General features: G+C 61.0%; 19 protein-coding genes and 1 pseudogene. 18 read left to right on the forward strand and 2 right to left on the reverse strand.

Going from position 1 to position 21508, the window contains the following annotated elements:
• Positions 1-43: 43 nt before the first annotated feature.
• Together AC4CWH_RS24730 and AC4CWH_RS24735 are read left to right on the forward strand one after the other, a co-directional pair.
• Entirely contained in the window at positions 44-991 is a 948-nt protein-coding gene (locus AC4CWH_RS24730) for a 2-hydroxyacid dehydrogenase (protein ID WP_491321799.1), read from the forward strand.
• Positions 991-2025 carry an L-idonate 5-dehydrogenase gene (locus AC4CWH_RS24735; RefSeq protein WP_491321800.1) on the forward strand — a complete coding sequence of 345 codons (1035 nt, stop codon included), beginning with the start codon at positions 991-993 and terminating at the stop codon, positions 2023-2025. Before AC4CWH_RS24730 ends, AC4CWH_RS24735 begins: the two co-directional genes overlap by 1 nt.
• Before the next feature lie 174 nt (positions 2026-2199).
• Here the strand turns inward: AC4CWH_RS24735 and AC4CWH_RS24740 are convergent, their stop codons facing one another.
• Positions 2200-3438, reverse strand: coding sequence for an ROK family protein (locus AC4CWH_RS24740; RefSeq protein WP_491321801.1), 1239 nt, complete (start codon positions 3436-3438; stop codon positions 2200-2202).
• A gap of 151 nt (positions 3439-3589) precedes the next feature.
• Here AC4CWH_RS24740 and AC4CWH_RS24745 point away from each other — a divergent pair, with 151 nt between their 5' ends.
• The 14 genes from AC4CWH_RS24745 to dhaL (AC4CWH_RS24810) all read left to right on the forward strand — a co-directional run bounded on the left by AC4CWH_RS24745 (position 3590) and on the right by dhaL (AC4CWH_RS24810) (position 19586).
• Positions 3590-5182 (forward strand): FGGY-family carbohydrate kinase, encoded by a 1593-nt coding sequence (locus AC4CWH_RS24745; protein ID WP_491321802.1) that lies wholly within the window; start codon positions 3590-3592, stop codon positions 5180-5182.
• Positions 5183-5296: 114 nt separating this feature from the next.
• A complete protein-coding gene (locus AC4CWH_RS24750) occupies positions 5297-6310 on the forward strand; it encodes a substrate-binding domain-containing protein (RefSeq protein ID WP_491321803.1) in 1014 nt (337 codons plus the stop codon).
• Between the two features lie 179 nt (positions 6311-6489).
• Positions 6490-7476 (forward strand): ABC transporter permease, encoded by a 987-nt coding sequence (locus AC4CWH_RS24755; RefSeq protein WP_491321804.1) that lies wholly within the window; start codon positions 6490-6492, stop codon positions 7474-7476.
• Positions 7476-8273 (forward strand): ATP-binding cassette domain-containing protein, encoded by a 798-nt coding sequence (locus AC4CWH_RS24760; RefSeq protein ID WP_491321805.1) that lies wholly within the window; start codon positions 7476-7478, stop codon positions 8271-8273. The genes AC4CWH_RS24755 and AC4CWH_RS24760 overlap by 1 nt, the downstream gene beginning before the upstream one ends.
• Positions 8274-8326: 53 nt before the next feature.
• Positions 8327-9358, forward strand: a complete 1032-nt coding sequence (locus AC4CWH_RS24765) for a hypothetical protein (protein WP_491321806.1) — start codon at positions 8327-8329, stop codon at positions 9356-9358.
• The gene (locus AC4CWH_RS24770; protein ID WP_491321807.1) at positions 9355-10383 is read left to right on the forward strand and encodes a carbohydrate kinase family protein; all 1029 of its coding nucleotides are present in this window, start codon (positions 9355-9357) and stop codon (positions 10381-10383) included. Before AC4CWH_RS24765 ends, AC4CWH_RS24770 begins: the two co-directional genes overlap by 4 nt.
• A gap of 123 nt (positions 10384-10506) precedes the next feature.
• Entirely contained in the window at positions 10507-11985 is a 1479-nt protein-coding gene (locus AC4CWH_RS24775) for a sugar ABC transporter ATP-binding protein (protein WP_491321808.1), read from the forward strand.
• A gap of 55 nt (positions 11986-12040) precedes the next feature.
• Positions 12041-13021 carry an ABC transporter permease gene (locus AC4CWH_RS24780; RefSeq protein ID WP_491321809.1) on the forward strand — a complete coding sequence of 327 codons (981 nt, stop codon included), beginning with the start codon at positions 12041-12043 and terminating at the stop codon, positions 13019-13021.
• A 101-nt stretch (positions 13022-13122) separates the two neighbouring features.
• Complete coding sequence (locus AC4CWH_RS24785; protein WP_491321810.1) at positions 13123-14112, forward strand: substrate-binding domain-containing protein; 990 nt, start codon at positions 13123-13125, stop codon at positions 14110-14112.
• 68 nt (positions 14113-14180) lie between these two features.
• Positions 14181-14954, forward strand: coding sequence for an SDR family oxidoreductase (locus AC4CWH_RS24790; protein ID WP_491321811.1), 774 nt, complete (start codon positions 14181-14183; stop codon positions 14952-14954).
• 87 nt (positions 14955-15041) lie between these two features.
• On the forward strand, positions 15042-16034 hold the full coding sequence (locus AC4CWH_RS24795; RefSeq protein ID WP_491321812.1) for a dihydroxyacetone kinase subunit DhaK: 993 nt from the start codon (positions 15042-15044) through the stop codon (positions 16032-16034).
• A 14-nt stretch (positions 16035-16048) separates the two neighbouring features.
• A complete protein-coding gene (gene dhaL, locus AC4CWH_RS24800) occupies positions 16049-16690 on the forward strand; it encodes a dihydroxyacetone kinase subunit DhaL (RefSeq protein ID WP_491321813.1) in 642 nt (213 codons plus the stop codon).
• A gap of 116 nt (positions 16691-16806) precedes the next feature.
• Positions 16807-18888, forward strand: a complete 2082-nt coding sequence (locus AC4CWH_RS24805) for a bifunctional sugar-binding transcriptional regulator/dihydroxyacetone kinase subunit DhaK (protein ID WP_491321814.1) — start codon at positions 16807-16809, stop codon at positions 18886-18888.
• Positions 18889-18926: 38 nt separating this feature from the next.
• Positions 18927-19586, forward strand: a complete 660-nt coding sequence (gene dhaL, locus AC4CWH_RS24810) for a dihydroxyacetone kinase subunit DhaL (RefSeq protein WP_491321815.1) — start codon at positions 18927-18929, stop codon at positions 19584-19586.
• Between the two features lie 112 nt (positions 19587-19698).
• Here dhaL (AC4CWH_RS24810) and AC4CWH_RS24815 read toward each other — a convergent pair whose 3' ends face one another.
• Positions 19699-20553 (reverse strand): D-amino-acid transaminase, encoded by an 855-nt coding sequence (locus tag AC4CWH_RS24815; RefSeq protein WP_491321816.1) that lies wholly within the window; start codon positions 20551-20553, stop codon positions 19699-19701.
• Positions 20554-20654: 101 nt separating this feature from the next.
• Here AC4CWH_RS24815 and AC4CWH_RS24820 point away from each other — a divergent pair.
• Positions 20655-21000, forward strand: a pseudogene (locus AC4CWH_RS24820) (M24 family metallopeptidase); the annotation flags it as partial.
• Positions 21001-21025: 25 nt separating this feature from the next.
• The gene (locus AC4CWH_RS24825) at positions 21026-21439 is read left to right on the forward strand and encodes a VOC family protein (protein WP_491321817.1); all 414 of its coding nucleotides are present in this window, start codon (positions 21026-21028) and stop codon (positions 21437-21439) included.
• Positions 21440-21508: the final 69 nt, after the last annotated feature.

The raw sequence follows: 21508 nt of genomic DNA on the forward strand, positions 1-21508 counted from the left end.
TATCGATAACAAACGAATGTCAAGCATCGAGATCGGAGACATCATGACAAAACCCGACATCCTGCAGGTGGGCCCTTATCCGGAATGGGATCAGGTTCCGCTGGACGCGCAGTTCCAGATGCATCGCTATTTCGAGGCCTCGGACAAGGCGGCGTTTCTGGCCGAAGTGGGTTCCAAGATCCGTGGCATTGCCACACGCGGCGAGCTTGGCGCCAACGCGGCGATGATCGCGGCCTGCCCCAATCTGGAAGTCATCAGTGTTTATGGCGTCGGTTATGATGCGGTAGACCTCGAGGCATGCCGCGCCCGCGGCATTCGTGTCACCAATACGCCTGACGTGCTGACGAACGATGTGGCGGATCTCGGGGTCGCGATGATGCTGGTGCAGTCGCGCGGCATGATCGGCGCCGAAACCTGGGTGCGCGACGGGTCCTGGGCGCAGAAGGGTCTTTACCCGTTGAAGCGCCGTGTCTGGGGGCGCAGGGCAGGGGTGCTGGGGCTTGGCCGCATTGGCTTCGAAGTCGCCAAGCGGCTGGCCGGCTTCGATCTCGATATTGCCTATAGCGACGTTTCCGCCAAGGACTTTACCAAGGATTGGGAATTCATCGCAGATCCGGTCGCCCTTGCCGCTCGCTCCGACTTCCTGTTCGTGACGCTTGCCGCGTCTGCAGCCACGCGCCACATCGTCGGCAGGCAGGTCATCGAAGCGCTGGGGCCGGAAGGCATGCTGATCAATATCAGCCGCGCCTCCAATATTGATGAGGAGGCTTTGCTGACCGCGCTTGAGACCGGCGCCCTCGGATCCGCTGCCCTTGACGTTTTTGAAGGTGAGCCCAATCTCAACCCGCGCTTCCTCACCTTGCCCAACGTTCTCTTGCAGCCACACCATGCCAGCGGGACGCGAGAGACCCGCATGGCCATGGGCAAACTCGTTCGCGATAACCTGATCGCCCATTTTTCCGGCGCAACCCTTCTCACTCCGGTGCTCTGATGAAAGCTATTGTCATTCATGCCGCCCGCGACCTCCGGATCGAGGAGCGCCCCGACGAGGTGCCGGCAGCCGGCCAGTTGCGGTTGCGGCTGGCGACCGGGGGGATCTGCGGATCGGACCTTCATTATTATAATCATGGCGGGTTCGGCACTGTTCGCCTGCGTGAACCGATGATCCTTGGCCATGAGGTTTCGGCTTTCGTTGATGCCATCGGCCCCGGCGTCAGCGGCTTTGAGATCGGTCAGTTGGTGGCGGTCTCTCCCTCGCGGCCCTGCGGCCATTGCCGATATTGCCTGGAGGGCTTGCCCAACCAGTGCCTCAACATGCGCTTTTACGGCAGCGCCATGCCCTTTCCGCACGTTCAGGGCGCCTTTCGCGAAAGCCTCGTCGCCGACGCCATCCAATGCGTCGATGCGACCGGTCTTTCCGCCGGAGAGGCGGCGATGGCCGAACCGTTGGCCGTTACCCTGCACGCCACGACACGGGCCGGCAGCATGTTCGGCAAACGCGTTCTGGTGACCGGCTGCGGCCCGATTGGCGTTCTGTCGATCCTTTCCGCGCGCCGGGCAGGGGCTGCCGAGATCGTCGCGACAGATCTTTCGGATTTCACCCTGTCGCTGGCGGCAAAGGTCGGGGCGGATCGTGTGATCGATACGGCAAACGAGCCGGATGCCCTCTCAAAGTATGCCGCTGATAAAGGCACGTTCGACGTTCTCTATGAATGCACGGGCGTTGCAGCGGCCCTGGCTGGCGCCATTCCTGCGATGCGGCCACGCGGCGTCATTCTCCAGCTGGGCCTCGGCGGTGACATGAGCCTGCCGATGATGGCGATCACCGCCAAGGAACTCGACCTGCGTGGTTCTTTCCGCTTTCACTCCGAATTCGCGATCGGCGTGGAACTGATGCGCAAGGGGCTGATCGACGTCAAGCCGCTGATCACCCATACCGTGGCGCTTTCAGATTCGGAAACGGCATTCCAGCTGGCGTCCGACCGCAGCCAGGCCATGAAGGCACAGATCGTTTTCTCCGCCTGATCATTTGTTTAAAAATCTGGCCGGCATGGACGAAAGTTGATGCCGGCCACAATTGCGATTTCCCCCGCCACGGGTCAGCGTCAGACATGTCGCTTTTCGAGATCATAGATCCGGACTGTGCCCGCAATGTGCATGTGAGGAGCCAACCGCAAGGCCGAGACAAGGCGACATGATTCAGATCTTTGTGGATTTCGGCTTTCGCCGTTTCTGCACGGGGATAGAGGCGCGCGCCAGCAGGTGGTGGACTTTTTCTGGTGCATAGAGGTCGTCCAGCAGAAGATAGGCGGCGCCGTAGAGGGCTGTGTCGTCGTGGACCGAGGACAAGGTGATGGTCAAATCGCGCGTGGCAAGCGGCAGGCAACGTTGATAGACCAGTTCACGGATACCGGAAAGCAGCGTTTCTCCGGCGCGCGCCAGTGTTCCCCCGATAACGATAACGCCGGGATTGAGGATGCTGACAGCATCGGCAATCACCTCACCAATCGTGCGCCCGGCTTCGCGCAGCAGCATCAGCGCCTCCGGCTTGCGCTGCTCGACGAGATCGAGCACATCGCGTGCCGTCTCGGTGGCAATGCCGCGCTGGGTGAGATCACGGGCAATGGCCCAGCCGGCCGCCCGGGCTTCGACGCAGCCAAATTTTCCGCAGCGGCACAGCGGCGCGTCATTCGAGACGAACTGGATATGCCCGATGTCGCCCGCCGCACCCTGCGCGCCGCGAAAAAGACGTCCGCCAGCAATCATGCCGCTGCCAATGCCGGTGCCGACCTTGACGAACAGCATGTCGTCTTCTGCCGGAAGCCGGTGCTTCTGCTCGAAAATCGTCATCAGGTTTACGTCGTTTTCGACAACGACCGGCACTGAAAAGCGCGCGTTCAGCCATCCGATAATATCGAATTCGTCCCACCCTTGCAGAACCGACGGGCCGACGACGCGGCCGCGCTTGAAGTCGACCGGTGTCGGTAGGCTGAGGCTGATACCGAAGAGGAGGCCACGTTCTGTGCCAGCCTCTGCCAGTAGCGCTGAAAAGCCCTCGCTGATCGCGTCGAGCGTTGCCTCAGGCCTGCTTGGCAGGGCAAACGGCAGGGTCGCCTGGGCAAAGATTGCCGGAGAAAGGTCCAGGGCTGCCAGATGGATATGGGTTTCGCCGATATTGGCGGCCAGCACGAACCCGCTTGATGGGTTGATCTCGAGGATCCGGGTGGGCCTGCCGCCACTGCGCAGCGTTTCCTCGGTCTCCCGCACAAGGCCATGGGCCAGCAAGGCCGCCAGCCGCTGGGTGACCGTTACCCGTGAAAGGCCTGATGCCTGCAGCAGTTCGGCCCGCGAAGACGCGCGTCTTGAGGCGATCAGCGACAGGATGGCGCCTGCGCCTTCCAGCGACGGCAGGTCACGCCGACCTTCATGCACTTTCATTGCAACCTCCCATGACAGAAAGGCTGTAGCGCGAAGCCTCTCAAAGATAAAGCTTGGCATGTGAAAATCAGGCGTTATGTAAAGAAAAATACATAAGGTACTGGCAGTCGCTGTTGTTTCCTGTACCCTTTGTTCATTATCGGGAGGCACCATGGCGACCTATCTTATCGGACTGGATTTCGGCTCTGAGTCGGCACGGGGAGTGCTGATCGATTGCGCAACAGGCTTGCAGGTGGCAGACCATGTCCATCCGTACAGCCACGGAATCCTGACAGAGGCATTGCCCGATGGCCGGATCCTGCCGCCGGGATTTGCCCTGCAGGTGGCGGATGATTACCTGGAGGCGGCGCATGCCATCCTCTCGACCATCGGTCGCGGCCGCGTGATCGAAGGGATCGGTATCGGCTTTACCGCCAGTTCACCGCTTCCCGCGCGCGCTGACGCAACGCCGCTGTCGCGCCTTTATCCGCAGTCTCCCCATAGTTACGTCAAACTCTGGAAACACAACGCTCAGGCCTATGCCGATCGGATCACCGCCGCCCATGCGCTGTCCTTCAAAAACTTCGGCGGAAAGGTTTCCGGCGAGTGGTTGATGGCAAAGGCGGCGCAGATTGCCACAGAAGCCCCCGAGATCTGGGCGCAAACCGACCGCTTCATCGAAAGCGGAGACTGGCTGGTTTGGCAATTGACGCAGGAGGAGTGTCGTGGCCTCGGCTTTGCCGCCTACAAAGCGCAATACGCCGCCGAGACCGGTTACATCAAGGACGTCGTGCAGGGTCTCGAAACGCGTCTTTCCGTCCCGCTGCCGGTCGGTTCTGTTGCCGGTACTCTGTCACCGTCCTGGCGACAGCGTACCGGCATCAACGGGCAGGCAGTCATTGCCGTTGCTGTCATCGACAGCCATGTCGTGCTGCCCGCGATCGGTGCCGTTTCGCCCGGCTGTTTCGTGGGTGCTCTGGGGACATCGGCCGCCTATCTCTACCTCTCCGATGTAGAGCGCCCCTTGCCGCCGGGCATAGAAGGCGTGGCCTTTGACGGCTCGATGCGCGGACTTTGGTGTTACGAGGCTGGCCAGCCGAGCTTTGGCGACATACTGGCCTGGTTCGTCAGGACATTTCCGCGTGGCGAGACCCCGGACGACAGTTTCCGCGCCTATAATGCTGGGGCAGAAAGGCTTGCGCCCATGGCAGGACGGCTTATTGCGCTGGACTGGTGGGGCGGCAACCGTGTGCCTTATGCCGATGGAAACCTCTCGGGCTTGATCGCCGGTTTGACGCGACAGACGACGGCTGCTGAAATCTACCTCTGCCTGATGGAGGCGATCTGTTTTGGTGCGCGGGCTATTTTTGATCTTTTTCAGCAAAACGGTCTGCCGCCCGAGCGCGTGCTGATGGCAAGCGGGCTCGCCCGCGCCAACCCGCTGCTCATCCAGATCCTCGCGGATGTCTTGAACAGGCCGATCGAATTGCCCGACATTGCCAACGCAACCGCTGTCGGTGCGGCCATCCACGGGGCGGTGGCTGCGGGAACGGTTGCGACCTATGCCGAAGGTGCCGCTCGCTTCGGTGCGCGGGATATCGACCAGGTGCTGCCGCGCGCTGACGCCGCATCCCTTTATGACAAGGGTTATGCCGTCTATCGCAGCCTCGCGGGAGAGGGAGGGGTTCATCGTGCCCTGCATGCATTGCGCGACATGCCGAAGCCAACAAATTCTTTTTTGAAAGAAAATATACAAAAGATGTGAAATGATGTTTGACATTAGACCTATCTGGTGTCCTAATTCCTTCAGCCTTTGAGGAGAGGCGGCCGTATCGATGCTGGGAGGCTCGGCGGCGTTCTGGAGCTTTGGGAGGAATTCATGTCGCAGAATTGCAGTCGCACCTTCGTGCGCGCCAATGGGCTGAAGGCAGGCGCCGCAGCGCTCGGTCTTGTCGTCGCCGCCTCGTTTGGTGCCGGACAGGCCGCAGCCGAGGATGTCATCGTCGGCCTCGTCACCAAGACAGAGGTGAATCCGTTTTTTGCCAAGATGCGCCAGGCCGCAGAGGCCCGCGCCAAGGAAAAGAAGGTCAAGCTCATCGCCCGCGCCGGCAAGTTCGATGGCGACAATGAGGGCCAGGTCGCCGCGATCGAGGATCTGATCAGCGCCGGCGCCAAGGGCATTCTGGTGACGCCCAACAATTCATCCGGCATGCTCGACATCATCAAGAAGGCCCGTGCGGCTGGCGTTCTGGTCATTGCCCTCGATACGGCAACCGATCCCGCCGATGCGGTGGATTCCACCTTTGCGACGGATAATTTCGAGGCAGGCGTTCAGCAGGGCGCCTATGCCCGCAAGGCCATGGGCGACAAGAAGGCCGTGGTCGCCATGCTGGATGGCACACCGGGCGGCACGGTCGATACATTCCGCCACGACGGATACCTCAAGGGCTTCGGCATTGCGGCAGGTGATCCCTCCATCGCGGGCGCTGCGATTACCAATGGAGCGCAAGACAAGGGACAGATCGGCATGGAGAACCTGCTCTCCAAGAACGGTGACATCAACGCCGTCTATACGATCAACGAACCAGCCGCTGCCGGCGCCTATGCGGCGCTCAAATCCTTCGGCAAGGAAAAGGATGTCATGCTGACCTCGATCGACGGCGGCTGCGCCGGCGTGCGCGACGTCAAGGATGGCAAGATCGCCGCCACCGTCATGCAGTTCCCGTACAAGATGGCTGCAATGGGTGTTGATGCGGTGGTGGAATATGCGGCAACCGGCAAGAAGCCCAGCGGTTTCGTCAACACGGGCTCGTTCCTGATCACCGACAAGCCGGTCAAGGGGCTCGACTCCAAGGATACGGCCTGGGGCCTCAAGAACTGCTGGGGCGACTGAACGCTTCCTCCCGGCGGGATCACGCCCCGCGACTGCCGGCGACCGTCGATTGATGGTGATGCTTGGGCGGTCGCGGTCGTGATCCCTGCTGGCGGCGTTTGCCGCCGGCGCCCTCGGCCGTAAGCCTTGTGCACCTTTTGAGAGGCGCTGGGCGCGGCGTTCTGAAGCACGAGGTATTCATGAGCACCGTCATTCCCTCTTCGCCCGAGACGAAAGCGAGCCTTATGGCGCGCATCTTCGCAAAGCCCTCCGCAGGACCGTTTCTGGTTCTTATTGCTTTCGGCGTGATCTTCGCGCTGACAAATCCGCGTTTTCTGGCAACCCACAACCTGTCGATCATCCTGCAGCAGACCGTCATCATCGGTGTTCTCGCCATCGGTCAGACGCTGGTCATCCTGACGGCGGGGATCGATCTTGCCGTCGGTGCCATCTGCGTGCTCGGCACGATCATTGCCGGTAAGATGGTCAATCTCGGCTATGATCCCGTGCTGTCGATGGGATTTGCCATTCTGGTCTGCACGGCAGCGGGACTTGCCGCCGGCGGTCTGATCAGCGCGCTCAGACTGCCGCCCTTCATCGTCACGCTTGGCATTCTGGGCATCCTGACAGCGGCGCTGCGGCTGATTTCCGCCGGCGGCGCCTTTGCCGTGCGCGATCCGTTCCTCGCCTGGACAGGCAATACGATGAAGCTTGGCGGTTTCGTGCTGACCTATGGCGTGCTGATCATGTTTTTGCTCTACGGCGTGGTCTGGTATCTGCTGAACGAAACCAAGTGGGGTCGCCACGTCTATGCGATCGGCAACAATCCGGAGGCTGCGCGCCTTGTCGGCATTCCGGTGCGCCGACACCTCCTGTCGGTTTATCTCGCTGCCGGCCTCATCTACGGAATTGGCGCCTGGCTGGCGCTTGGCCGCATCCCGAATGCCGATCCCAACGCCATGCAGACTGCCAATCTGGATTCCATCACGGCCGTCGTCATCGGCGGAACGAGCCTGTTTGGCGGACGCGGCGGCCTGATCGGCACATTGATCGGTGCGCTCATCGTCGGTGTATTGCGAAACGGGCTGACGCTCGCCGGCATCGATCCGCTCTGGCAGGATCTCGTGACCGGCATCCTCGTCATCATCGCTGTCGCCGTTGACCAGATGTCGCGGAGGAGGAACTGATGCCGGATGTAAACAACCCTATTATGGTCCAAGGTGCCCCGACCGCGTCCGTTGTGCTGGAAGCCCGCAACGTTATCAAGACCTATGGCCATGTCACAGCACTTGCCGGCGTGGATTTCGAACTGCGCGCCGGCGAGATCCTTGCCGTCGTCGGTGACAATGGCGCGGGAAAAAGCACGCTGATCAAGGCCTTGACCGGTGCTCTGCATCCAACCAGTGGCGAAATCCTCCTCGACGGGAAGGCGGTGCATTTCAAGGGTCCCCTTGATGCGCGCCATGCCGGCATCGAAACCGTCTATCAGGATCTTGCCATGGCGCCGGCACTGGATATCGCCTCCAACCTGTTTCTAGGGCGTGAACTGCGCGCGCCAGGCATTCTCGGAAGCGTGTTTCGTCGCCTCGACAAGAAACGCATGCGCCAGGAAGCCCAGCGCGCCATGAGCGAGCTGAAATTTCGCCTCCCCTCCATCGACAATGCCGTCGAAGCGCTCTCTGGCGGCCAGAGGCAGGGTGTGGCCGTTGCCCGCGCCGCGCTTTTTGCCCGCAAGCTTGTGATCATGGACGAGCCGACGGCAGCGCTTGGCGTGCGCGAAACCGGACAGGTTCTGGAACTGATCCGGTCCATTCGGGAGCGCGGGCTGGCCGTCGTTCTGATCAGCCACAACATGCCCAATGTCTTCGATATCGCTGACCGCATTCACATCATGCGGCTTGGCCGGCGCGCCGCTGTCGTCACCCCGAAGACCCATTCCATGAACGATGTCGTCGCCATCATGACCGGCGCCGCCTCTGCCTGAAACGCCTTTACGGGTCTGCGAATGGCGGACCACAACGAACGGAGCCTTAATCGATGTATCGTCTCGATCAGAAACTTGCCCGCATCCGTGCCGGACAGTACACCCGCGCAGACTTCATCATCGCCGATGCCAAGGATGGCGACATGGGGCCGAGCATGACCTCTTGCGGCCCCAAGCGCGAGAAGGATGGAAGTTTTACCCGCCATTACACGCGTCCGGAGTTTCTCGACAATATACGGGCGGTGATCAGGCAGGACATCGTCGACATCATGCTGACCTCTGCCTCCAACATGGAAGCACTGATTGACAGCGGCGCCTATCGCGACAGCGCGGTCAAACCCGCCATTCGCGCCAATGATACGACCGATGTCTGGGTGTGCCGCGGTGCGACTTATGCAAAACAGGCGTCGCGTCCATTTCGCACGGCATCCCTCTCACGCGTCAAAACGGGGACAATCGACCCGGCACCGGGTGCGCCGGTCACCGGCACCGACCTTGGCCTCTACTCGATCACCTTTAACAATGATCTGAGCCAGGATTACGCCGCACTTGAAGCCTTCCACGCCTTCCGCGACGATGCCGCCCGCAACGGCTTCAAGTATTTTCTCGAAGTGTTCAACCCGAATGTCGACAGCGGCGTGCCGGCTGATATCCTTCCGCATTACGTCAACGACGTGATGATGCGCTGCCTTGCGGGCGTGATGAAGGCCGACCGGCCGCAGTTCCTGAAAATCCCCTTTAACGGCGCCAAGGCCATGGAGGAACTGGCGTCTTATGATCCGTCGGTGATCGTCGGCGTGCTTGGCGGTGGTGCCGGCACCACGCGCGACTGCTTCGAACTGCTGTCACAGGCCGAACGCTTTGGCGCCCGCGTGGCGTTGTTTGGCCGCAAGATCAATCTCGCGGAAGATCCGCTCGCCATGGTGCGTTTCATGCGCGAGGTGGCATCCGGCACGATCTTACCGGCCGAGGCCGTCAAGGCCTATCACGATGCACTTGCCAAGGCAGGCATCACGCCCACCCGCAAGCTCGATGACGATAACGAGGTGACCGAGGCCGTGTTGAAGCCGGAGCAGACCAGATGACGGGTGAACGGCGCGGATTTATGACCGGTGGCACCTGGTGCGTGGATTATAACCGCAGCCTCAGCCATTGGCCCGAGGAGGACGGCATTGCCGAGATGTTCGAGGAGGAACGCCACGGCGGCGGCCCCAGCTGCAATCTGGCGCTCGACCTGAAACATCTCGACCCGACAATTCCCGTGGAAACCGTCGGTCTCCTCGGGAACGACGATAACGGGCGCTATCTGAAAAGCGTTGCGGAAGAAGCCGGGATCGACACACGGCAAATGGTCGTCTCCGCAACGGGCGCCACGCAGTATTGCGATGCTTTCGTTTCCCGCAGATCCCACCGGCGTACCCATATCTTTCACGGCGGCACAGGCGCCTTGCTGACGCCGGACCATTTCGATTTTTCCACGACACGCATGCGTTTCCTGCATCTGGGCCTTCCGGGTGTGCACAAGATACTCGACAGTCCCTGGCGGGATGAACCGAACGGCTGGGTGGCCATCCTGAAGAAGGCCCGTGCTTCAGGACTTCAGACCAATCTTGAACTTGCCAGCATCGACAGCGCGCTGATGGCGGCACTTGTCACGCCCTGCCTCGCCCATCTCGACTTCCTGATCGTCAACGACACCGAGATCGGAGCCCTTGCGGGTATTGCGACCGTATCTGCGAGAGGAACGGATAGGGCCGCTTGCGAGAAAGCCGCCCGCGCGGTGCTTGAGCGCGGCTCCATGACTATGGTTGCCGTTCATTGCCCGGCCTTTGCGCTTGCGGTTGTTCGCGGCGAGGAAACGTGCGTCATGCCGCCGGTTGCTATTCCCGCAGCGGACATAAAGGGCGCCAATGGTGCCGGTGACGCCTTTGCCGCCGGCCTTCTCTACGGCATTCATGAAGGATGGGCTGTTTCCGAGTGCCTTCGTCTGGCTCACGCGACCGCTGCGGCATCGCTGCGCAGCATGTCGACAACGGGATCCGTGGTGCGCTGGACCGAGTGCCTGTCGCTGGCGAAAGGGTGGGGGGATGCAAATCTGGTGAGCGTATAGAGCTGGCACAAATCAAATGTCAGCCTCGTGTGAATAATGTCAGCACAGCGTGTTGACAATTGTCATTGCTGATGTGACATTTGTTTCCAGACGGCGGAGGAACGGCTGTCTGGGAGGACAGCCATGGATACGCTTCTCAAGGTCGAGGGGCTGCGAAAGTCGTTTGGCGGCGTTGCAGCCCTGCGCGATGGCCAGTTTGCGCTGGAAGCCGGTTCGGTTCATGCCCTGTGCGGCGGCAACGGCGCCGGGAAATCGACGTTTCTTTCGATCATCATGGGTATCCACAAGCGCGACGACGGATTGATTTGGCGGCGTGGGCGCGCCGTCGAGTTTGCCAGGCCGGCCCAAGCCCTCGCGTCCGGTATTGCCATCATCGAGCAGGAGCTGTCGCCCGTTCCCCACATGACGGTTGCCGAAAATATCTATCTTGGCCGCGAGTCGGCAGGACGTTTCGGCGGCATTGATTTCAGGACCATGAACCGCAATGCGCAGGCGCTGCTCGATCGTCTGGAATTTTCGATCTCTGCGACGCGAACGATGGCCACGTTGTCTGTTGCAGAAATGCAGTTGGTCGAAATTGCCAAGGCGCTGTCGCACGATGCCGAAGTCATTTTCATGGACGAACCGACGTCTGCGATCGGAGAAAAAGAAGCCCAGCAGTTGTTTGCTGCGATCTTGCGACTGAAGGCCGAAGGCAAGGGCATCGTTTATGTTTCGCACCGGCTGTCGGAGATTTTCCAGATCGCAGACAGCTACACGGTCTTTCGCGATGGCGGATATGTCGGGTCCGGCCGGCTTGCCGATATCGACCGGCGCGGCCTGATCCGCATGATTGTCGGGCGCGAACTGGAAGATGAATACATCAAGACCAATGCGCCCACGGATGTGACCGGCCTTGAGGTTGCCTCGCTGACGTCCCCGGGACAAGTTGAGGACGTGTCTTTTTCCGTGCGCAAGGGTGAGATCTTCGGCATATACGGGCTGATGGGCTCGGGGCGGACCGAGATTTTCGATTGCCTTTTCGGGCTCGATCCGAAGGCCAGGGGTAAGGTTTTGCTCGACGGCCAAGACCTGTCCGTCAAGGGGCCAGCGGAGGCCATGGCGGCGGGCATTGCCTATGTAACGGAAGATCGGAAAGTGTCCGGCCTCAATCTCAGCGACAGCGTGCGCAACAATATCTGCCTTGCAAGCCTGCCGGAGATGAGCCCCGCCTTCGTCATGAAGCAGCGTCAGGAGCAGGCAGCAGCGCGCGACATGATGGGCCGCTTCTCCATCAAGGCTGCCCGCGACACGATGCCGGTTACGGGTCTGTCAGGCGGGAACCAGCAGAAGGTTGTGCTCGCCAAGTGGTTCCTGCGCCAGCCGAAACTCTTGCTGCTCGATGAGCCGACGCGGGGCGTCGATGTGGGTGCCAAGCGCGAAATCTACCGGATCATCTGCGAATTTGCGGCAAACGGAGGGACGGTGGCGATGATCTCCTCGGAAATCGATGAGGTTCTGGGCATGTCGGACCGGATCATGGTGATGCGGCGTGGGCGATCTGTCGGCATCCTGGAACGACGCGATGCCAGCGCCCAGACCCTCGTCCATCTCTCGAGCTGACGCGACGTCCGAGACAACAAGGATAGACATTGTGCCCGCCACTGAAAAAAGCCCCATGACCGGCATTCTGAATAGAGAGCGCAGACGGGTGATCCTGCAGGAATACGGCATCTTCTTTGCCTTCCTGCTGCTCGCAATCATCCTCTCATTGTCTAACGAATACTTCCTCACTGCCGGAAATATATCCAACATTCTGCTGCAAACCTCCATCAACGGGGTTTTGGCGATCGGCATGACTTTCGTCATCCTCACGCGCGGGATCGATCTCTCCGTCGGATCGGTGGCAGCACTTGCCGGCATCGTCAGCGCGAGCTTTGTCACAAGTTCGGCAACGGCCGGCCTTCCGGGCGGTCCCTATCCCGTCGGCCTTGCGCTTGGAGCAGGCATTCTGGTTGGTGTCGCCTGCGGCGCACTCGTCGGTATCATCGTCTCGCGCTTCAACGTGCAGGCGTTTGTCGCCACGCTTGGCATGCTGTCTGCGGCGCGTGGCCTCACGCTCATTTATGGCGGCGGAAAGCCGGTGCCCGGTCTGTCGCCATCGTTTCGCTGGATCGGGACCGGCAATCTCTTTGGCATCCCCATGCCGGTCATTCTGCTGATCATCGTCTTTGCGGTTTCCTGGTGGATCCTCGCACGCACCCGGTTCGGCCGCTATGTCTATGCCGTTGGGGGCAATCCTCATGCGTCCAAGACATCAGGGATCAACGTCACCCGCATCCGTTTCCTCGTTTATGTCATATCCGGCGGCTTGTCGGGGCTTGCCGGCATGATGCTGTCGGCCCGAACCGGCTCTGCTTTGCCGCAGGCCGGCATCGCCTACGAACTCGATGCGATTGCGGCCGTGGTGATCGGCGGAACAAGCCTTTCCGGCGGCGTCGGCCGGGTCACGGGAACACTGATCGGGGCGCTCATCATTGGTGTGATGAACAATGGCCTCGATCTGATGGGGATCCAGTCCTACTACCAGCAGGTCCTCAAAGGCGCGCTCATCGTCGGCGCCGTCATGCTCGACCAGAAACGCAATCACGGCGCCTGACTTTAAACGCGCCCACCAATCCGGAAGCCGACATGGCGGCCGCGAGACTGCCCGATCGACCAGGAGGCGACGGGACCATTCCCTTGGAGGAGGAGACTGACATGAAACGACTTCTGATCGCAATTGCCGCGACGACGGCATTGCTTGCTGCACCCGCTCTTGCGCAAGACAAAAAGCTCAAGATCGGTGCGGCACCCTATGGCCTTAACGCCGAGTTCATGCAGATCTGGTCGGCAGCGCTTGAGGAGCACCCGGCCGTCAAGAGCGGCGAGGTCGAGTTGACCGTGTTCGACGGCCGTTATGACGCGCTTGTCCAGCAGGAACAGTTCAACACCATGGTAACCCAGAAATTCGACGCGATCATCTTCGTGCCGATCGACGTGGAAGCCGGCGCAACTGCGGTCCAGACCGCCCATGCGGCCGGCATCCCGGTCATCGGTTCCAACACCCGCGTCAACTCGGATTTGCTGACGTCCTATGTCGGCTCCGACGATACGATTTCCGGCTATATGGAAGCCAAGACTGTGTTGGACAAGATTGGCTGCAAGGGCAATGTCGTCATCCTTGAGGGGCCTATCGGCCAATCGGCGCAGATTTCACGCCTGGAGGGCAACAAGAAAGCGCTGGCGGAGTGCCCCAATGTCAAGGTTCTCGAAGACCAGACGGCCAACTGGTCGCGTGCTGAAGCGCAGACGCTGATGGAAAACTGGCTGACCTCCCATGCCGGCCAGATCAATGGCGTGATCGGGCAGAACGATGAAATGGCACTCGGCGCCATCGAAGCCATCAAGTCGGCGGGCCTCAAGACCAGCGATTTCGCCATCGCCGGCATCGACGGCATCACGGACGCCCTGCATGCGGTCAAGGCCGGCACGATGACCACCATTCTGCAGGATGCCCGCGCCCAGGCGCAAGGCGCGCTTGATCTTGCCATCGCCAGTGCGCGCAAGGGCGACGCCAAGCCGCAATCCGATATCTGGACCCAGTATCCCGACATGCCGTTCAATGGCGGCAAGGAAAAGGAATACAACGTTCCGTGGACACCGGTGACGTCGGCGAATGTCGACAAGCTGCTGGCGACCCGCAAATAACATTAGGATCCGATCTCAGGGGCGGCGGCTCGCGCCGTCCCGTCTTTCCCTGGAGCTTGCAGGACGTCATGACCGATACGTTTTTGAAGATTGACCTGAATTTCCCGCTCGATGGCAAGGTGGCGCTGGTGACCGGCGGCGCATCCGGTATTGGTGCCGCCGTCGTTGCAGCCTTTGCCGAAAAAGGCGCAACCGTTGCCGTGCTCGATATCAACATGGAACTGGCCAGCGAAAAGGCCGCGATGACCGGCCAAGGTGCCAAGCCTTTTCAATGCGATGTCTCCAAGGCCGCTTCTGTCGAAAAGGCCGTGAGCGACGTCCTGGCTGCCTTCGGGCGTATCGACATTGCCGTCAATTCCGCAGGCGTTGCCTATCTGGCCCCCGCCGAGGACCTGACGCTTGAGCATTGGGACCGCACCATAGACATCAATCTCAAGGGCAGTTTTCTGGTAACGCAGGCTGTTGGCAAGGTGATGATTGCGCAGGGCACCGGGGGGCGGATCATCAACCTTGCCTCCCAGGCGGGATCGGTCGCCATCGAGGAGCACGTCGCCTACTGCGCCTCGAAATTCGGCGTCATCGGCATGTCGAAAACCTTTGCGGCCGAATGGGGCAGGCACGGCATTCGCGTCAATACGCTATCGCCGACGATCGTGCTGACCGAACTGGGGAAGAAGGCCTGGAGCGGGGAGAAGGGGGATGCCGCCAAAAAGCGTATTCCGGCCGGACGCTTTGCTTTCCCGGAAGAAATCGCCGCGGCCGCCGTGTTTCTCGCCTCGGCCGGCGCCGACATGATCAACGGCGCCGACCTGCTGATCGATGGTGGTTACACCATCCTCTAGAGCTTTGATCGACAGATCCTATCGTGACAGTCGCACAGTCTCCCCTCTGTAAATCATCGAGAGGGCCGTGCCGGACAAGGAGCCGCCATGCAACGATTTATCAACAATCCGGACGAAGTGGTCGAGGATACCCTGAAGGGTTTCGTCAAGGCGCACGCGGATCTGGTCCGACTGGCAGAAAATCCCCGCGTCGTCGTTTCGCGGCATGCGCCGAAAGCCCGCAAGGTCGGCGTGATCACGGGCGGCGGATCGGGACATGAGCCTGCCTTTATCGGTTATGCCGGCCAGAACATGCTGGATGCCGTTGCCGTTGGTGAACTCTTCTCCTCGCCGACGGCCAAAAGTTTTTATGACGCAATCAAGGAAGCCGATGGAGGTGAAGGCGTCGTCTGCCTCTACGGCAACTATGCCGGCGATAACATGAACGTGAAGATGGCGATCCGGCTTGCGGCCAAGGATGGCATTGAGGTGCAGACCGTGGTTGCCAACGACGATGTCTGCTCGGCCCCGATGGCGGAGCGGTCCAAGCGGCGCGGCGTTGCCGGCGAAATCTTCATGTGGAAGGTCGGCGGCGCCCGCGCGGCGGAAGGCGCAAGCCTGTCGCAGGTGCGCGACGCTGCCCAGAAAGCCATCGACAACTGCCGATCCATCGGCGTGGGGCTTGGACCCTGCACCCTGCCTGCCGTCGGTCATCCGAATTTCGAGATCAAAGCCGGTACGATGGAAATCGGTATCGGTCACCATGGCGAGCCAGGCGTTCGTGTGGAACCCCTGAAGACCGCAGCCGAAGTTGCAAGGGACATGGTGGAGGTCGTGCTCGACGATCATGGTCTGGCATCAGGTACAGAAGTCGCCGTCCTCGTTTCCGGTCTTGGAGCGACGCCGCTGAACGAGCTTTACATTTTGAATGACACGATTGAAGCCGAGATCACGGCGCGGGGCCTGAAGATCTTCCGCACCTATGTCGGTAATTATTTCACGTCGCTGGAAATGGTCGGCGCGACACTGACCGTCATGGCGCTGGACGACGAGTTGAAGCGGCTGCTGGCGTTGGAAACCCGCACCACCATGTTGCTCTGACAGGAGATCGAACGATGACCACTTTCCCTAATGCCGGCTCCGGCGACATCGTGCTTCAACTTGCCGATCGCATCATCGAGAACCGCGCCTACCTCAGCGAAATCGATGGCAAGATCGGCGATGGCGACCATGGCGTCAACATGGCCAAAGGTTTTTCGATGGCAGCCGCGCGCCTGCGTGAAACCTCAGCGACACTCTCAGAAGCGCTGGAGACGCTCGGCAACGTTCTGATGACCGAAATCGGTGGGTCCATGGGCCCCCTCTACGGTGTGATGTTCGAAGAGTTTTCCGAGACGATCCACAACCGCGATGAAATCGATCCTGCAACATTCAGCGCCATGCTCCATGCAGGACTTGCCGGCATCCAGTCCATCGGTGACGCAAAGGTTGGCGACAAGACGCTGCTTGATACGCTGGTTCCCGCCATCGAGGCTTTCGACGCGGCTATGGGGACCGGCGCTTCCTTTGCGCAGGCGCTTGACGCCCTTGTGGAGGCCGCGGATGCGGGGCGGGATTCGACTATCGATCTTGTCGCCAGGATCGGCCGGGCAAGCCGGCTTGGCGAGCGCTCGCGCGGCGTCCTCGATGCCGGCGCCACCTCTTGTGCTATCATCCTGCGTGCGCTTGCCCATGGCGCGAAAACACGGCTGCACTGACGCATTGGCTGAAACCGATCATTGAAAAGTGTATCACTTGCTTGCATGGTCTGGAAAACGCCGAGCCATTGGCAGCCCTGCGGGTCGCAGCGGCCGGAACAGCAAGTAGGCATGACATGACGGAAAGGCAGAGCATCGCGCGCAAGGCGGCACAGGGCCGGATTGACGGACCTGATGCGATTCCCTTGCGATATGGCGAGGATGCCCATGTCTGGGCCTGCTGGCTTTATTACGAAGACGGTATGACACAAGGAGAAATCGCCGATTCCATGGGCGTGTCCCGGGCGACGGTGAATGGCTATCTCGCGGAAGCGCGGGAGAGAGGTATTGTCAACATAGCCCTGGAGCCCTCGCGGCTTGCCTCGCTGACGATTGCCCAGGAATTGAAGCGTCATTTCGGCCTGGCGGATTGTCTGGTCGTGCCGAGCGAGGATAATGACCGGTCGCTGATCGACCGGCTCGGCTCGGCTGGCGCTCAGGCACTGTCGCGGCTTGCAAAGTCGGGCGATACGCTGGCGGTCGCCTGGGGCAGGACGGTCCTTGCCGTGGGGGAGCATGCCAGAGTTCGAAACCTCCAGGACGTCACGGTGGTACAGGCGACCGGCGGCACGGCTGCCTCGTTCTCCTACACGCCTGAACTTTCTGCCGCCGCCGTCGCGCGGGCGCTGGAGGCACGGTGCGTGACCATCACCGCGCCAGCCATCGTCGCCTCGGCAGACATGCATCGGCTGCTTCTCGAGGAGCCCGTCATCCGGGACCAGTTTGCGACGCTGGAACGGGCCAACCGGATCCTCTTTGGCATTTCTTCCCTGAGGCCAAATTCCACGATCCAGACCAGCGGCTTCTTCGAGTCCGTTTCTCTGCAGCAATATCTCGCAAACGGTGCGGTTGGCGCCGTGGCGGGACGCTTTATCGATGAGGCGGGAAAACCGGTGCGTGGCCCGCTGGATGACCGAACCGTCGGCATCTCGCTCGAGACGCTACGCGGGATCGGGACACGCATTGCCGTGGCTGGCGGCTTTGACAAGGTGCCGGCGCTGCTTGCAGCCCTTCGCGGGGGGTATATCAGTGTCCTCATCACCGACGCCGCCACGGGGCGCGGGATCTTGCGCGCCGACGGCGTCAAGACGATTGAAGCGCGCCAGACCTCGCTTCGTCCGAAGTCCTCGCTCTCGCCCGCTCCCTACCGCACCCACGTCAAGAAATTCCTGAACGCGCCGAACGAGGCCGTCGAGGAGATGATGGAAGGCGCCCTGCGGGCGCATGCATCCCTGCTTGCACCGATTTCGGGGTCAAACCGCGCGCTCGTGGCAAAAAACGGCCCCCGTGCCGGGAAGGTCGGGCTTGTCGTTGGAGGCGGCGCCGGCCATGAACCCTGCTTCATGGGGTATGTCGGCAAGGGGCTGGCGGACGCGGTGGCCATCGGCAACATCTTCTCGTCTCCGCCACCCGATCCGATTGTCGCGTGTGCGCAGGCTGCATCGGGCGGAGAAGGCGTGCTCTTCGTTTATGGCAACTATGCCGGCGACGTCATGAATTTCGAGATGGCGGCGGAAATGGCCGAAGCACGGGGTATCCCCGTGCGCACGGTGCTGACAACCGACGACGTTGCATCCTCGCCGGTGGAGGACCGGGAAGGTCGTCGCGGTGTTGCCGGCAACGTGTTCATCTTCAAGATTGCCGGTGCGGCCTGTGATCGCGGCCTTTCGCTTGCCGCCTGCGAAGCCATTACTCGAAAGACGAACCTGCGCACTTATACCGTTGGGCTTGCGCTGGAGCCCGGCTCCATGCCGCAGACCCGCCGGCACAATTTCGAAATCGGGCCTGACGACATGGAAGTGGGTATCGGCATCCACGGCGAGCCCGGCGTCAGCCGCGAGCCGCTTCGCACAGCCGACGAGATTACCGACCGGGTCATGGACACGATTTTCAAGGAAATGAAAGCTCTCCCTGGAGAACGCGTTGCCGTCCTTGTCAATTCCTTCGGGGCAACACCGCTGATGGAGCTTTACATTCTCTACCGCCGGGTGGAGCAACGGTTGGCGGCCAAGAAACTGATCGTCGATTTCAAGCTGGTCGGCCATTACTGCACCTCTCTGGATATGGTCGGTGCATCCATCACGCTCCTGCATCTCGATCCGGAATTGCAGGATCTCCTCCATCATCCGTGCGAAACCGCAGCGCTCACCGTGTCTTGAAGAAAAAGGACGCCCGCGCAAGCGGCGACAGGAAGACCATGACGGAACAGTCCAGCCGCCAATTGATCGCCATGTTCGAAGCCATCGGCCGTTTGATGGATTCTGAGCGCGACTACCTGTCCGAACTGGATGGCGCCATCGGCGATGGTGATCACGGTTTTACGATGGCGCTGGGCTTCAAGGCCGTCAATGCATGCCTGTCGCGGCTCGATCCGTCCACAGTCCATCCGTCAGACATCATGGCACTTGCGGCGAAGGCCTTCCTGAATGCCGTTGGCGCCTCCACGGGCCCGCTCTATTCTGCCGCCTTCTCGCAGGCTGCAACCGTCCTTGCCGATGCCACGACCTTGGACGCCGAGACCACGGCCCGGCTTCTGCGCGGCTTTGCGGTTGGCATTGCACAACGCGGAAAAGGGCAACGCGGCGACAAGACGATGCTCGACGTCTGGTTTCCCGCAGCAGATGCTGCGCTGGCTGCAGCAAAATCGCAAAAGACCACACGCGCCTTCTGGACGGAAGTCATGGCGGCCGCAGAAAGCGGTGCAAACGCCACACGCTCTATGATCGCCATCAAGGGGCGGGCCGCAAAGCTCGGGGAACGATCTCTTGGCCACATCGACCCCGGTGCTGCCTCCGCCCTCATGATGATATCCGCCATGTCCATGACGCTCGCGACTGGACATGAGGGTGCGCTGTAACGTTGATCGGCATCAGGTCAAGGCGCAATACCCTGCGTCCGGCGACGGATGGAGCAGGGTCGCGGCATGCCTCGCGTCGCTGTCGCCCTCAGCCAGCCCTCAACGATATGCGCTAGATGGCGCTTGCCAGCCGATCCTCGATATAGTGGTGCCGCAAGGTTTCAGACACAGGCCCCGGCGTGCCGGCGCCCACCGGTTGGCCGTCTATCCGGACAACCGGCATGACGAAATTGGTGGCAGAGGTAATAAAGACCTCGGCTGCATCCTTTGCCTCTGCCGGCGTAAAACCACGCTCTTCGACAGCCATACCGGCGCGGCGCGCCAGATCCAGCACCGAACTGCGGGTAATCCCGTGCAGCAGGGCATTGGACAGGTCGCGGGTGACAAGCGTCCCGGCTTTGGTGACGATATGCGCATTCGAGGATGAGGCCTCGGTGACGAAGCCGTCTTCGACAAAAAAGGCATCATCGGCGCCCTGCTTGCGGGCCTCCATCTTGGCCAGCGACGAATAGAGCAATTGTACCGTCTTGATCTGGCGTTGGACCCAACGGCCTTCCGGCATGGTGATGACGGAAATGCCCGTCTGCCATTTCGGATTTGCAAGCACCGGCCGGCTCTGCGTGAACATCACGAAGGTCGGCGTCAGGTCATCGGAAAACAGGAAATCGCGATCCTCGGCGCCGCGTGAAACCTGCAGATAGATCAGCCCGTCGGTCATGCCGTTTCGCTTCAGAATTTCCCGGTGCAGGCTGAGCATGTCGTCGTCGGACACTGGGGCTGCAATGCCAAGGGCTGCGAGAGAGCGTTTCAGGCGGCCGGAATGGCCGGCATAGTCGATCAGCTTTCCACCAATCACGGCTGTCACCTCGTAAATGGCATCGGCAAACACGAAGCCGCGGTCGAAGACGGAAATCCGGGCCTCGGTTTCCGGTAACCATTGGCCGTTGAGATAGACGATGCGGGACATGACGGGCAGTTCTCCTCAAGGGGTGGCATGCGGCGCCGAGGCAGCCTTTGCGCTTATCGTGCCGATGGATCCATGGCGTCAACTTATAGAATGATAAGAGCCCGTTACCGGCCGAGGTCTGCCGCATGATGGACGACTGTGCCCGCAAGGCGCTGGATGCAGCCCTTGGCGAGATCCGGACGGGCGCACCTTGCGCCGCGCCACATGAGGCCGGCCAGACGGTGATCGACCGGGCAGGCGATGCCGCCGCCTTTCGCAAGCGCATCGACTAGTCTATGGGTTTGGCGTTCGCGCCCGACTGGGGCGAAGGCGGCATCCTCAGTCCGTTCCCCGGCGACGCTGCGGGCTTTCGGGCGCTTTACCGTCGGCGCCTCCGAAACCGTGATCGTCACCGAACGCGGCTGTGACATCCTCTCCACTCTTGCCCGCGGCATCGCCGTATCCTGAAGTCAAAAAACCGCAAGGAGCTTTTATGCGTTCTCTTTTCCATCTCGCCTATCACGTCACCGATCTCGATGAAGCGCGCAAATTTTATGGCGACGTGCTCGGCTGTGCCGAAGGCCGTTCGACCGACACCTGGGTGGATTTCGATTTCTTCGGTCACCAGATTTCGCTGCATCTGGGAAAACCGTTTGAAGTGACGCGCACCGGCAAGGTTGGCGATCACATGGTGATGATGCCGCATCTGGGCGTCGTGCTGCCGCTCGAGGACTGGCTGGCGCTGTCGGACCGGCTCGTCAAGGCAGGTATTGCCTTCGACATCCCGCCGGTCATCCGCTTTGCCGGCGAGCCGGGCGAGCAGCGGACGATGTTCTTCTTCGACCCCTCGGGCAACCCGATCGAGGTCAAAGGCTTCAAGGACTTCGACAGCGTTTTTGCGCATTGACCCGCAAGGCCTGAGAATAGACCCGCCGGCCGCAGCTCAATGTCCTGCGGCCGGGCGACCGCCAGATCT

Source organism: Neorhizobium sp. PAMB6716 (assembly GCF_058242805.1).